Origin of the sequence: Burkholderia sp. AU27893 (genome assembly GCF_002223205.1) — a bacterium.
GTDB lineage: Bacteria > Pseudomonadota > Gammaproteobacteria > Burkholderiales > Burkholderiaceae > Burkholderia.
This window is the reverse complement of the sequence record NZ_NKFD01000001.1, coordinates 306,956-320,083: the sequence shown is the minus strand read 5'-3', so window position 1 is coordinate 320,083 and position 13,128 is coordinate 306,956. Positions and strand designations below refer to the sequence as shown.

The window sequence follows — 13,128 nt, the reverse complement described above, 5'->3', positions numbered from 1 at the left end:
AACGGAGCCCGACGATGTCCGTCCAGACCGCCCCCGCTAACGCCGATCCCGTCGCGCGCCACGCCGACCCGTTGCTCGCCCGTGCATGGGACGTGCTCGAAGCCGTGCCCGATCCCGAGATCCCGGTCGTGTCGATCCGCGAGCTCGGCATCCTGCGCGACGTCCGCCGCGCGGACGACGGCCAGCTCGAGGTCGTCATCACGCCGACCTACTCGGGTTGCCCGGCCATGTCGCAGATCGCGGAGGACATCGCTGCCGCGCTGCAGGCCGCGGACCTCCCGGCGCACCGGATCGAGACGGTGCTCGCCCCCGCGTGGACGACCGACTGGATCACGCAGGAAGCGCGCGACAAGCTGCGCGCGTACGGCATCGCGCCGCCGGTCGGACAGTGCGGCACCGCCGCGCCGCGGGAAAACGTCGTGCGCTTCGTGCCGCGACCGGTCGCGGCCCCCGCATGCCCGCGCTGCGGCTCCGCCCGTACCGAGCGTCTCGCGCAATTCGCGTCCACGGCCTGCAAGGCGCTGTATCGCTGCGTCGACTGCCGCGAACCCTTCGACTACTTCAAACCTTATTAATCGATATGGCGACCCCGCAATTTCATCCGCTGCGTATCCGCGACGTGCGGCCCGAGACCGCCGACGCCGTCACCGTCTCCTTCGACGTGCCGCCCGAGCTGCGCGATGCGTACCGCTTCACGCAGGGCCAGTTCGTCACGCTGAAGACCCACATCGACGGCGAGGAAACGCGCCGCTCGTATTCGATCTGCGTCGGCACGACGGACTACGATCGTGACGGCGAACTGCGCATCGGCATCAAGCGGGTGCGCGGCGGCCGCTTCTCGAACTTCGCGTTCGACTCGCTCAAGCCGGGGCACACGATCGACGTGATGACGCCGGACGGCCGTTTCTTCACGCACCTGAACGCCGATCACGGCAAGCAGTACGTCGCGTTTTCCGGCGGCTCCGGCATCACGCCGGTGCTCGCGATCGTGAAGACGACGCTCGAACTCGAGCCGCGCAGCACGTTCACGCTGATCTACGGCAACCGCAGCGTCGACGCGATCATGTTCGCGGAGGAGCTCGAGGACCTGAAGAACCGCTACATGAACCGCTTCGTCCTCTATCACGTGCTGTCGGACGACCAGCAGGACGTCGCGCTGTTCAACGGCGTGCTCGACCAGGCGAAATGCGCGGAATTCCTCGACACGCTGATGCCGGCCGACGCGATCGACGAGGCATTCATCTGCGGCCCCGCGCCGATGATGGATGCAGCCGAGGCCGCGCTGAAGGCTGCCGGCGTGCCGCAGGCGAAGGTGCACGTCGAGCGCTTCGGCACACCGTTGCCGCAGGCCGGCGCGCCGATCGTCGAAATCACCGACCAGACCCCGGCCGCCGACCTCGAAATCGTGCTCGACGGCAAGAAACGCAAGCTGCGCCTGCCGTACGAAGGCGTGAGCCTGCTCGACATCGGCCTGCGCGCGGGCCTCGCGCTGCCGTACGCGTGCAAGGGCGGTGTGTGCTGCACGTGCCGCGCGAAGGTGCTCGAGGGCGAAGTGCGGATGGAGAAGAACTACACGCTCGAAGAGCATGAAGTGAAGGACGGCTTCGTGCTCACGTGCCAGTGCCACCCGGTCAGCGACAAGGTCGTCGTGAGCTACGACGAGCGTTGAGCGACGTCGCGTCGCGGCGCCGGACGGTTTCTCGCCGTCACACATCTCGCTTACACTAGGGGCCGCCGGCCGGCTGGACATCGCAACGTCCGCTCGGCCGGCGGTTTTCTTTTGTTGACGACAGGCCGATGAGTACCATTCATGTGATTCAGGGCGGCACCGCCGCCGCGTCGCTGCGCGAGGCACTCGCGCAAGCCGGACGCGACGAGCGCGTCGTCGGATTGCTCGACGATCTCGGCGTCGGGCCGCTCAAGGGCGCCGACGAGACGCCCGACACGCGCGCCGCCTTCTGGCAGCGCGTGCTCGGCGACCAGATTCCCGACTGGAACGCGGAGATCGAAGGCGAGTTCGCGCGCCTCGACCAGCTCGCGACGGATACCGGCCAGGTGGTGGTGTGGCATGCGCCGAGCGTCGGCGACAAGCTGCTGCTGCGCCGCGTCGCCTATCACCTGCGCAACGTCCCGCAACGCCTGAACGAAGTGCGCCTGTCGGCCGCCGATCTCGACTCTGCGCAGCGCACGGCGCTGTCGCGCACCGACCAGGCGTGCGCGACCGGCATGTTCTCGCCGGCCGAGCTGGCGCGCAAGCGCCCGGTGGCCGCGCCGATCTCGGTACTGCGCATCGGCCGCCTCGCACTCGAATGGCAGGAGGCGAAACACCTGAACGCCGAGCTGCGCTACTGGGTCAGCAACACGATCAAGAGCGGCTACTATGAGGACCTCGACGCGCTGATCGTCGCGCGCGCGGAAACCGACTGGCGGCCCGCGGCGCGCCTCGTCGGCACCATCATGGCCGACGCCGACCGCGGCGGGCTGTTCGTCAGCGACTCGATCGCCTGGTGGCGCTGCCGCGAACTCGCGGCAGCCGGCCGGCTCGAGCTGCAGGACGACGCGCCCGACGCCCTCTCTTCCACGCAGGTGCGCGCGGCCCGCACGGCCACCGCGCACCGCTAATCTTCCCCATTCGACCATGGCCCGTACCCGAGCGCCCGACCACGAATCCCAGCGCGAGCAGATCCTCGATCTGGCCGCCGAGAAATTCGCGCAGACGAGCTACCCGAGCACGTCGATGTCCGATCTCGCGACCGCGAGCGGCACGTCGAAGGCGCGCCTCTATCACTACTACGAGAGCAAGGAAGCGATCCTGTTCGACCTGCTCGACCGCTACACGAAACGGCTGATGCTGATCATCGCCGAGGTGGAAGGGGCGAGCCAGCGACGCGGCCTCAGCGAGCGTGACGCGTTCGCGGAGCTCGTGCGTGCGTTCCTCGCCGAATACGAGACGTCGCACAGCCGGCACGTCGCGCTGCTCAACGACGTGAAGTATCTCGAGGACGCGCAGCGCGAAATCGTGCTCGACCGCCAGCGCGACATCGTAGCGGCGTTCACGCGGCAGCTCGCACGCGCGTACCCGGACCGCATCTCGAAGGAAAACCAGACGTCCGTGACGATGATGGTGTTCGGGATGATCAACTGGACGTTCACATGGCTGAAGCCGGGCGGCCGACTCGGCTACCGGGACTTCGCCGAGCAGGTGATCGACCTGATCGAGCGCGGGCTGTCGACGGCGGCCTGATTGCCGCGCAGCAGCATGCGTTGCGCGACGGGTACACTTCGACCACTCGCAGCGCATTTCATATGATGAATTTTAAATCCGTTAAAAATCAAACAGATACTAAATTAACTAAGCGGTTTTAGAATTTCTCCTCGGCACAAATAACGTCAAATACGGGTTTTCCCCAACCCTCGTCGGGTAAAATGCTGTTGCATTGCACAACCCGCTTGTGCAGCCACACACTGAGGAACCCACGATGAACACGCAATTCAACGGCCCTGCCGAAGTTGTCGGCACGGTCGGCAGTGCGCCGGTTCTCGTCAGGGAACTGGCTTCCAAAGACCGTGAGCAGATGCTCACCCACTTTCTCTCGCTCGACGAAGAGGACCGCCTGCTGCGCTTCGGCCAGATGGTGCCCGACCACGTGATCGAGAATTATGTCCGCACGATCGACTTCGGCCGCGACACCGTGTTCGGCGTGTTCGACCACGACCTCGAACTGATCGGCGTCGGCCACCTGGCCTACCTGCCGGCCGAGGGCGACAAGCGCACGGCCGAATTCGGCGTGTCGGTGCTCGAAAGCGCACGCGGCCGCGGCGTCGGCTCGAAGCTGTTCGAGCGCGCGGCGATCCGCAGCCGCAACACGCACGTGACGATGCTGTACATGCACTGCCTGTCGCGTAACGCAACGATGATGCACATCGCGAAGAAATCCGGGATGCGGATCGAGTACGCGTACGGCGAAGCCGATGCGTACCTGTCGCTGCCGCCGGCCGACCACTCGACGATCATCGCCGAGATGCTGCAGGAGCAGGCCGCGGTGTTCGACTACGCGATGAAGCGCCAGGCGCGCCGCACCACGAAGTTCATCGAATCGTTGATGCCCGCCGCGCTGACGGCGTAACTTCAGCCAGCCGGGCCGCGCCTGCCGCGCGCCCGGCCTCCCCTTTCCCCCCGCGCACTAGCGCACCGAACGAATCGGCAACGCCGTCGTCTCCTTGAAGCATTCGAGCGAAAAGCTCGTCTTCACGTCGATCACCGACGGGTGATGCAGCAGGTGCTCCTGCACGAAGCGGGAGAAATGCGCCATGTCCTCGACCTGCACGCGCAGCAGGTAATCCATGTCCCCCGTCATCGCGTGGCACGCGACCACTTCCGGCCAGGTCTGCACGGCCGCGCGAAACAGCTCCGCATGGGTCGCGCCCGCCCGCGCCGACGTTTCGTCGGCCCGCACCGGCGCCAGGCCGCCGCGCTTCTCGAGCCGCACGCTCACGTACGCAAGCAGGTCGAGCCCGAGCTTCTGCGGGTCCAGCAGCGCGACATAACCGGTGATCACGCCGATCTCCTCGAGCCGCCGGATCCGCCGCAGGCAGGGACTCGGCGACAGGTTCACGCGCTCGGCGATCTCCTGGTTCGACAGGCGCCCGTTCTCCTGAAGAATCGCGAGAATCCGCCGGTCGATGGCATCCAATTCGGCTTGCGCCATCTTCTGCCCTCCAATGAATGGTTTGAGACGGGAAATTGCGCCATCGTAGGTTCGGGCAATTAAGTTCGCAAGTTTACGCTCGCGGCTGCCCGCTACACTTTGTCGCACGCACCGATTCGTCGCGCACGCCACCGCGTGTGCCACGTTCGACATCGAACCAGGCCGGGCCTGCACACGTCGCCCCGGCCGATCGCCCCCACAGGAGACACGCCATGCAGATCCCGAACTGGGACAACCCCGTCGGCACCGACGGCTTCGAATTCATCGAATACACGGCACCGGACCCGAAAGCGCTCGGACAACTGTTCGAACGGATGGGTTTCACCGCGATCGCGCGCCACCGCCACAAGGACGTGACGGTGTACCGCCAGGGCGACATCAACTTCATCATCAACGCCGAACCCGATTCGTTCGCGCAACGCTTCGCGCGCCTGCACGGCCCGTCGATCTGCGCGATCGCGTTCCGCGTGCAGGACGCCGCGAAGGCGTACCAGCACGCGCTGGAACTCGGCGCATGGGGCTTCGACAACAAGACCGGCCCGATGGAGCTGAACATCCCGGCGATCAAGGGCATCGGCGACTCGCTGATCTACTTCGTCGACCGCTGGCGCGGCAAGAATGGCGCGCAACCGGGCGCCATCGGCGACATCAGCATCTACGACGTCGACTTCGAGCCGATCGCCGGCGCGAACCCGAACCCGGTCGGCCACGGCCTCACCTACATCGATCACCTGACGCACAACGTGCATCGCGGCCGCATGCAGGAATGGGCCGAGTTCTACGAGCGCCTGTTCAACTTCCGCGAAGTGCGTTACTTCGACATCGAAGGCAAGGTGACGGGCGTGAAGTCGAAGGCGATGACGTCGCCGTGCGGCAAGATCCGCATCCCGATCAACGAGGAAGGCTCGGATACGGCCGGCCAGATCCAGGAATACCTCGACGCATACCACGGCGAAGGCATCCAGCACATCGCGCTCGGCGCCGCCGACATCTACCAGGCGGTCGATGGCCTGCGCAGCAAGGAAGTGAAGCTGCTCGACACGATCGACACGTATTACGAACTGGTCGACCGCCGCGTGCCGAACCACGGCGAATCGCTGGAGGAACTGAAGAAGCGCAAGATCCTGATCGACGGCGCACGCGACGACCTGCTGCTGCAGATCTTCACCGAGAACCAGATCGGGCCGATCTTCTTCGAGATCATCCAGCGCAAGGGCAACCAGGGCTTCGGCGAAGGCAACTTCAAGGCGCTGTTCGAATCGATCGAACTCGACCAGATCCGCCGCGGCGTCGTGCAGGACAAGGCCTGACGCATCCGGCGGGCGGCTGCCCGGGGCAACCCGGCAGCCTGCACGATCTCGCGGCGCAAATAAAAAGGGCGGGAATCCGTGGATTCCCGCCCTTTTTGCATTCCGGCGCGGCCCGCGGGCCGCGCGAGCGGATCAACGCGCGTTCGCCTTCGACTCGACGGCGCGCTCGGCCGACGGCTGCGCGACGGCGTCCTGGCCCGGCACGATCTGCTGCATCTGCGCGCCGGCGGCCGCCAGGGCGCTCGCGCCTCGCGCGTGCACCGGGCCGGTCATCGAGAAAAACGCGGCGGACACGATCAGGAAACTCTGGATATGACGTGTGTTCATTGCACCTCCTGTAAAACTGCCGGCGCCTCCCCGATTGCGTCGAAACAAGCCAACGCGACCGGGCACCTCCGGCAGGCCGACAAGATTAACGGCGTTTGCCCGAAGATGGGGCCGGCTTTACATGCTTTTACATGATGTAACGCATGGTTCCGCCCTGTTTTTCTGATGCGCCGCCGCAATTCCCCCGCGTTCCAACCGATGGGCGGCGGGTTTGCCCCAGTGCTACCATCGCTTAAAACCGGCCAATATGCCGGCCACTGCAGACGCGTCCACAAGACGCCCGAAGCAGTCGAGTTTTGGTGATCCCAAACTGGGTGGAGGAGACAGTTAATGAATGCCCCGCTAGACGCAGGCCAACGCGCATCGCTAGAAGCCGCGCTGAAGTCCGTCACGCTTGACGACAAATACACACTGGAACGCGGCCGCGCGTACATGAGCGGCATCCAGGCCCTCGTGCGCCTGCCGATGCTCCAGCAGGAACGCGATCGTGCCGCCGGCCTCAATACCGCCGGCTTCATCTCCGGCTATCGCGGTTCCCCGCTCGGCGGCCTCGATCTGTCGCTCTGGAAAGCCAAGCAGCACCTGGCCGCCCACCAGATCGTCTTCCAGCCCGGCCTCAACGAAGATCTCGCCGCCACCGCCGTGTGGGGCTCGCAGCAGGTGAACCTGTACCCCGGCGCGAAGCACGACGGCGTGTTCGGCATGTGGTACGGCAAGGGCCCGGGCGTCGACCGCACGGGCGACGTGTTCAAGCACGCGAACTCGGCCGGCTCGTCGCAGCACGGCGGCGTGCTGGTGCTCGCCGGCGACGACCACGCAGCGAAATCGTCGACGCTCGCGCACCAGTCCGAACACATCTTCAAGGCCTGCGGGCTACCGGTGCTGTTCCCGTCCAACGTGCAGGAATATCTCGACTTCGGCCTGCACGGCTGGGCGATGAGCCGCTACTCGGGCCTGTGGGTCGCGCTCAAGTGCGTGACGGACGTGGTCGAATCGTCGGCATCGGTCGACATCGACCCGCATCGCACCGAGATCGTGCTGCCGACCGACTTCATCCTGCCGGAAGGGGGCCTGAACATCCGCTGGCCCGACCCGCCGCTCGTGCAGGAAGCCCGGCTGCTCGACTACAAGTGGTATGCGGCGCTCGCCTATGTGCGTGCGAACAAGCTCGATCGCATCGAGATCGATTCGCCGAGCGCGCGCTTCGGGATCATGACCGGCGGCAAGGCGTACCTCGACGTGCGCCAGGCGCTGACCGACCTCGGCCTCGACGACGAAACCTGCGCGCGGATCGGCATCCGGCTCTACAAGGTCGGCTGCGTGTGGCCGCTCGAAGCGCAGGGCGCGCAGGCGTTCGCGCGCGGGCTCGACGAAATCCTCGTCGTCGAGGAAAAGCGCCAGATCCTCGAATACGCGATCAAGGAAGAGCTGTACAACTGGCCCGACGGGCAACGTCCGCGCGTGTTCGGCAAGTTCGACGAGAAGGACGGCGCCGGCGGCGAATGGTCGGTGCCGATGGGCAACTGGCTGCTGCCCGCGCACTACGAGCTGTCACCCGCGATCATCGCGAAGGCGATCGCGACACGCCTCGAGAAGTTCGAGCTGCCGTCCGACGTGCGGGCGCGCATCGCCGCGCGCCTCGCCGTGATCAACGCGAAGGAAATGGCGCTCGCGAAGCCGCACGTGCAGACCGAGCGCAAGCCGTGGTTCTGCTCGGGCTGCCCGCACAACACGTCGACCAACGTGCCGGAAGGCTCGCGCGCGATCGCCGGCATCGGCTGCCACTACATGACCGTGTGGATGGACCGCAGCACGAGCACCTTCAGCCAGATGGGCGGTGAAGGCGTGCCGTGGATCGGCCAGGCGCCGTTCACGGACGAGAAGCACGTGTTCGCGAACCTCGGCGACGGCACCTATTTCCACTCGGGCCTGCTGGCCGTGCGCGCGGCGATCTCGTCGAAGGCGAACATCACCTACAAGATCCTCTACAACGACGCCGTGGCGATGACGGGCGGCCAGCCGGTCGACGGCGTGCTGACGGTGCCGCAGATCACGCACCAGCTCGCGTCCGAAGGCGCGAAGAAGATCGTGATCGTCACCGACGAGCCGGAGAAGTACGACAGCCAGAAGGCGCTGCTCGCGCCGGGCGTGACGATCCATCACCGCGACCAGCTCGACGACGTGCAGCGCGAGCTGCGCGAGATCGAAGGCACGACGATCCTGATCTACGACCAGACCTGCGCGACCGAGAAACGCCGCCGCCGCAAACGCGGCACGTATCCGGACCCGGCCAAGCGCGTGGTGATCAACGACGCGGTGTGCGAGGGCTGCGGCGACTGCTCGGTGCAGTCGAACTGCCTGTCGGTCGAGCCGCTGGAAACCGAATTCGGCACGAAGCGCCAGATCAACCAGTCGAGCTGCAACAAGGATTTCTCGTGCGTGAAGGGCTTCTGCCCGAGCTTCGTCACGGTCGAGGGCGGCCAGCTGAAGAAGCCGAAGGCCGTGTCGGTCGACGGCAACGCACTGCCGCCGATCCCCGAACCGACGCTGCCGGACATCGACCGCGCCTACGGCGTGCTTGTCACGGGCGTCGGCGGCACGGGCGTCGTCACGATCGGCGCACTGCTCGGGATGGCCGCGCACCTGGAAAACAAGGGCGTGACCGTGCTCGACGTCACCGGCCTCGCGCAGAAGGGCGGCGCCGTGATGAGCCACGTGCAGATCTCGCACGCGCCGACCGACATCCACGCAACGCGGATCGCGATGGGCGAAGCCGACCTCGTGATCGGCTGCGACGCGATCGTCACGGCCGGCGACGAATGCACGTCGCGGATGCGGCACGACACGACGCGCGTGGTCGTCAACAGCGCGCAGACGCCGACCGCCGAGTTCATCAAGAACCCGAACTGGTCGTTCCCCGGCCTGTCCGCGGAAAACGACATCCGTGCGGCGGCGGGCGAAGCCGTCGATTTCATCGACGCGAACCGCTTCGCGGTCGCGCTGCTCGGCGACGCGATCTACACGAACCCGTTCGTGCTCGGCTACGCGTGGCAAAAGGGCTGGCTGCCGCTGACGCTCGCGTCGCTGGTCCGCGCGATCGAGCTGAATGCGGTATCGGTCGAGAAGAACCGTGCGGCCTTCGACTGGGGCCGCCGCGCCGCGTACGACCTGGCGAGCGTGAAGCAGGCCGCGGCCGGCGACGCGCGCCCCGTGCAAGGCGCCACGGTGATTTCGCTGCACACGAAGAAGGCGGTCGACGCGCTGATCGCGAAGCGCGTGGAATTCCTCACCGCGTACCAGAATGCCGCGTATGCGGCACGCTATGCGGCGTTCGTCGACAAGGTGCGCGCCGCCGAGCGCACACTGGCGGACGGCGACACGGCGCAGGAGCAGCTGACCGAAGCGGTCGCGCGCAACCTGTTCAAGCTGATGGCGTACAAGGACGAATACGAGGTCGCGCGGCTGCAGTCCGATCCGGCGTTCCTCGCGCGCCTGACCGCGCAGTTCGAAGGCGACTGGAAGCTGAAATTCCACCTCGCGCCGCCGCTGTTCGCGAAAACGGACGCCCACGGCCATCTCGTGAAGAAGGCGTACGGCCCGTGGATGATGTCGGCGTTCCGGCTGCTCGCGAAGGCGAAGTTCCTGCGCGGCACGGGGCTCGACCCGTTCGGCCGTACCGCGGAGCGTCGCACCGAGCGTGCGCTGATCGGCGAGTACGAAGCGCTGATCGACGAGGTGCTCGCCAAGCTGAACGCGGCCAACCGCCCGCTCGGCGTCGAACTCGCGGCGCTGCCGGACGGCATTCGCGGCTATGGCCACGTGAAGGAGAACAACCTGCGCGCGGTACGGGTGAAGTGGGACACGCTCCTCGCGAAGTGGCGTTCGCCGGCCGGCGGCCAGTCGCACCAGCAGGTCGCGTAACGGCACGCGGCGGGCATTCGCGGCCGGATGCCCGCCAGTGAGCGGCTATCCGCTCACGTCGCTTCGCGAAAAAAAACGCCACGGAACGCAGGTTCCGTGGCGTTTTTCATTGCGCCGCGCGTGAAGCGCGGCACACGCGGGCGTGGACTTACTTCGTGTTCACGTTCGCGGCGGCAACGGCCGTCATGTTGATGATCCGGCGCACGGTCGCGGCCGGCGTCAGGATGTGGGCCGGCTTCGCCGCGCCGAGCAGGAACGGGCCGACCGTCACGCCTTCGCCGCCGACCATCTTCAGCAGGTTGTACGCGATGTTCGCCGCTTCGACGTTCGGCATGATCAGCAGGTTCGCTTCGCCCGACAGCGTCGTGCCGGGGAAGGCCTGCTTGCGGATCATTTCCGACAGCGCCGCGTCGCCGTGCATTTCGCCGTCGACTTCCAGGTTCGGCGCACGTTCGACGATCAGCTTGCGGGCTTCGCCCATGCGGCGCGACGACGCCGACGGCGCGCTGCCGAAGTTCGAGTTCGACAGCAGCGCAGCCTTCGGCACGATGCCGAAGCGCTCGATCTCGGCCGCGGCCTGGATCGTCATGTCGGCGAGCTGTTCCGCGCTCGGCAGCTCGTTCACGTACGTATCGCACACGAACAGGTTGCGGCCCGGCAGCATCAGCAGGTTCATCGCCGCGAAGTGCTCGGCGCCCTTCGCACGGCCCAGCACCTGCTCGATGAACTTCAGGTGGCTGTGGAACGTGTCGATCATCCCGCAGATCATCCCGTCCGCGTCGCCCAGATGCACGAGCATCGCGCCGATCAGCGTGTTGAACTTGCGCATCGCCGCCTTCGCGACTTCCGGCGTCACGCCGTCGCGCGCGCCGATCTCCTGATACGCCTGCCAGTAGCGGTGGTAGCGCGCATCGTCTTCCGGATCGACGATCTCGAAATCGGTGCCGGCCTTCAGCTTCGAGCCGATCTTCGCGAGGCGCATGTCGATGACCGACGGACGGCCGACGAGGATCGGCTTCGCGATCTTTTCCTGCAGCACGAACTGCGCGGCACGCAGCACGCGCTCGTCCTCGCCCTCGGCGAACACGATGCGGGCCTGCTTCTGCTTCGCGGTGGCGAACACCGGACGCATCACCATGCCGGTGCGGTAGACGGTCGCGCCGAGCTGCTCGCGGTACGCGTCCATGTCCTGGATCGGACGGGTGGCGACGCCCGAATCCATCGCGGCTTGCGCGACGGCCGGCGCGATCTTGATGATCAGGCGCGGGTCGAACGGCTTCGGAATCAGGTAGTCCGGCCCGAATTCGAGCGAGTGGCCTTCATACGCCTTCGCGACTTCCTCGCTCTGGTCGGTTTCCTGCGCCAGCTCGGCGATCGCGCGCACGCACGCGAGCTTCATTTCTTCCGTGATCGTCGTCGCGCCGACGTCGAGCGCGCCGCGGAAGATGAACGGGAAGCACAGCACGTTGTTGACCTGGTTCGGGTAGTCCGAACGGCCGGTCGCGACGATCGCGTCCGGGCGCACGGCCTTCGCGTCTTCCGGGCGAATTTCCGGTTCCGGGTTCGCGAGCGCCAGGATCAGCGGGCGCTCGCCCATCGTCTTGACCATGTCCTGCTTCAGCACGCCCGCGCTCGAGCAGCCGAGGAACACGTCCGCACCGACGATCGCATCGGCGAGCGTGCGTGCGTCGGTGGTCGCCGCATAGCGCTGCTTCGACGGATCGAGGTTGCCGCGCCCTTCGTAGATCACGCCCTTCGAATCGGCGACGAGGATGTTCGACTTCGTCAGGCCGAGGTTCACCAGCAGGTCCAGACACGCGATCGCCGCGGCGCCCGCGCCCGAGCACACGAGCTTCACTTCGGACAGTTTCTTGCCGACGACCGTCAGGCCGTTCAGGATCGCGGCCGACGCGATGATCGCGGTGCCGTGCTGGTCATCGTGGAAGACGGGAATCTTCATGCGCTCGCGCAGCTTCTGCTCGATGTAGAAGCATTCCGGCGCCTTGATGTCCTCGAGGTTGATGCCGCCGAGCGTCGGCTCGAGCATCGCGATCGCCTCGACGAGCTTGTCGGGGTCGGACTCCGACAGTTCGATGTCGAACACGTCGATGCCCGCGAATTTCTTGAAGAGGCAGCCCTTGCCTTCCATCACCGGCTTCGCGGCGAGCGGGCCGATGTTGCCGAGGCCGAGCACGGCGGTGCCGTTCGTGATGACGCCGACGAGGTTGCCGCGCGACGTGTACTTCTGCGCGTCGAGCGGATCGGCGTGGATCGCTTCGCACGCAGCGGCGACGCCCGGCGAATACGCGAGCGACAGATCCAGCTGGTTCGACAGCGGCTTGGTCGGGGTGACCGAAATCTTGCCGGGTTTCGGGTTCAGGTGATAAGCGAGTGCGGCCTGCTTCAGTTGTTCGTCCATGATTGACCTGCGAGAGACATGCGAAATATTGACGGTTCAGTACGCCGCACCTTCGGCCGCGTCTGCTTGAATCGAGGGGGTGATCGACTGCGAGACGGCACGCGACGCGCCGGATCGGCACGCCATCGAACCTTGGCGGGTGGCAAGAGGAAAGTACAAAGTACTGAACGATTTCTAAGGGTCGCCTAGTGTACACCCCCTAAATGACGCATGTTGGTGCAACGCCGCATCCCCCGCATCAGCGCAAGCGATCCGGCCCCGCTTGTTTCGCCGGTGGTGAGCCGCGCGGCGAACCCGCGCGAATTCCGCCGAAAACCGGCCTGAATCGGGTAAAATAGCGGGCTACGCGCGCAGCGATGCGATTGGCCCTCCGATCGCGCCCCGGCCCTCCGGGCAGGTTCCCCTTGCTGCGCCACCGGGCCCGCGCCCGCTCTTCGCTCAT

Annotated in this window: 10 protein-coding genes; 7 read left to right on the top strand and 3 right to left on the bottom strand. The window is 66.2% G+C overall.

The window, feature by feature from the left end:
- Window positions 1–14 precede the first annotated feature (14 nt).
- From paaD to CFB47_RS01430, 5 genes are all read left to right on the top strand, one after another.
- Window positions 15–575, top strand: a complete 561-nt coding sequence (paaD, locus tag CFB47_RS01450) for a 1,2-phenylacetyl-CoA epoxidase subunit PaaD (protein ID WP_089439022.1) — start codon at window positions 15–17, stop codon at window positions 573–575.
- A 5-nt stretch (window positions 576–580) separates the two neighbouring features.
- Entirely contained in the window at window positions 581–1,669 is a 1,089-nt protein-coding gene (gene paaE, locus CFB47_RS01445) for a 1,2-phenylacetyl-CoA epoxidase subunit PaaE (protein ID WP_089439021.1), read from the top strand.
- 128 nt (window positions 1,670–1,797) lie between these two features.
- The gene (locus tag CFB47_RS01440; RefSeq protein ID WP_089439020.1) at window positions 1,798–2,622 is read left to right on the top strand and encodes a DUF1835 domain-containing protein; all 825 of its coding nucleotides are present in this window, start codon (window positions 1,798–1,800) and stop codon (window positions 2,620–2,622) included.
- A 16-nt stretch (window positions 2,623–2,638) separates the two neighbouring features.
- The gene (locus tag CFB47_RS01435; protein ID WP_006482923.1) at window positions 2,639–3,244 is read left to right on the top strand and encodes a TetR/AcrR family transcriptional regulator; all 606 of its coding nucleotides are present in this window, start codon (window positions 2,639–2,641) and stop codon (window positions 3,242–3,244) included.
- A 235-nt stretch (window positions 3,245–3,479) separates the two neighbouring features.
- A complete protein-coding gene (locus CFB47_RS01430; RefSeq protein WP_039366876.1) occupies window positions 3,480–4,127 on the top strand; it encodes a GNAT family N-acetyltransferase in 648 nt (215 codons plus the stop codon).
- Window positions 4,128–4,184: 57 nt separating this feature from the next.
- On the opposite strand, the gene CFB47_RS01425 is transcribed toward CFB47_RS01430, so the two are convergent.
- Window positions 4,185–4,709, bottom strand: coding sequence for an Lrp/AsnC family transcriptional regulator (locus CFB47_RS01425; RefSeq protein ID WP_011655746.1), 525 nt, complete (start codon window positions 4,707–4,709; stop codon window positions 4,185–4,187).
- A 212-nt stretch (window positions 4,710–4,921) separates the two neighbouring features.
- On the opposite strand from CFB47_RS01425, the gene hppD reads away from it, so the two are divergent.
- Window positions 4,922–6,019: a 4-hydroxyphenylpyruvate dioxygenase gene (gene hppD / locus CFB47_RS01420; RefSeq protein WP_089460332.1), complete on the top strand. Its 1,098-nt coding sequence runs from the start codon at window positions 4,922–4,924 to the stop codon at window positions 6,017–6,019.
- Window positions 6,020–6,151: 132 nt separating this feature from the next.
- On the opposite strand, the gene CFB47_RS01415 is transcribed toward hppD, so the two are convergent.
- Window positions 6,152–6,346: a hypothetical protein gene (locus CFB47_RS01415; protein WP_089455428.1), complete on the bottom strand. Its 195-nt coding sequence runs from the start codon at window positions 6,344–6,346 to the stop codon at window positions 6,152–6,154.
- Between the two features lie 330 nt (window positions 6,347–6,676).
- Between CFB47_RS01415 and CFB47_RS01410 the strand changes: the two genes are divergently transcribed.
- A complete protein-coding gene (locus CFB47_RS01410) occupies window positions 6,677–10,267 on the top strand; it encodes an indolepyruvate ferredoxin oxidoreductase family protein (RefSeq protein ID WP_089460331.1) in 3,591 nt (1,196 codons plus the stop codon).
- Between the two features lie 148 nt (window positions 10,268–10,415).
- On the opposite strand, the gene CFB47_RS01405 is transcribed toward CFB47_RS01410, so the two are convergent.
- Window positions 10,416–12,686, bottom strand: coding sequence for an NADP-dependent malic enzyme (locus CFB47_RS01405; RefSeq protein WP_089455426.1), 2,271 nt, complete (start codon window positions 12,684–12,686; stop codon window positions 10,416–10,418).
- Between the last annotated feature and the right edge of the window lie 442 nt (window positions 12,687–13,128).

What these genes read in the sequence shown, in the direction of transcription:
- paaD (WP_089439022.1), top strand. Translation starts at nt 15, where the DNA reads ATGTCCGTCCAGACCGCCCCCGCTAACGCCGATCCCGTCGCGCGCCAC.
- paaE (WP_089439021.1), top strand. Translation starts at nt 581, where the DNA reads ATGGCGACCCCGCAATTTCATCCGCTGCGTATCCGCGACGTGCGGCCC.
- CFB47_RS01440 (WP_089439020.1), top strand. Translation starts at nt 1,798, where the DNA reads ATGAGTACCATTCATGTGATTCAGGGCGGCACCGCCGCCGCGTCGCTG.
- CFB47_RS01435 (WP_006482923.1), top strand. Translation starts at nt 2,639, where the DNA reads ATGGCCCGTACCCGAGCGCCCGACCACGAATCCCAGCGCGAGCAGATC.
- CFB47_RS01430 (WP_039366876.1), top strand. Translation starts at nt 3,480, where the DNA reads ATGAACACGCAATTCAACGGCCCTGCCGAAGTTGTCGGCACGGTCGGC.
- CFB47_RS01425 (WP_011655746.1), bottom strand. Translation starts at nt 4,709, where the DNA reads ATGGCGCAAGCCGAATTGGATGCCATCGACCGGCGGATTCTCGCGATT.
- hppD (WP_089460332.1), top strand. Translation starts at nt 4,922, where the DNA reads ATGCAGATCCCGAACTGGGACAACCCCGTCGGCACCGACGGCTTCGAA.
- CFB47_RS01415 (WP_089455428.1), bottom strand. Translation starts at nt 6,346, where the DNA reads ATGAACACACGTCATATCCAGAGTTTCCTGATCGTGTCCGCCGCGTTT.
- CFB47_RS01410 (WP_089460331.1), top strand. Translation starts at nt 6,677, where the DNA reads ATGAATGCCCCGCTAGACGCAGGCCAACGCGCATCGCTAGAAGCCGCG.
- CFB47_RS01405 (WP_089455426.1), bottom strand. Translation starts at nt 12,686, where the DNA reads ATGGACGAACAACTGAAGCAGGCCGCACTCGCTTATCACCTGAACCCG.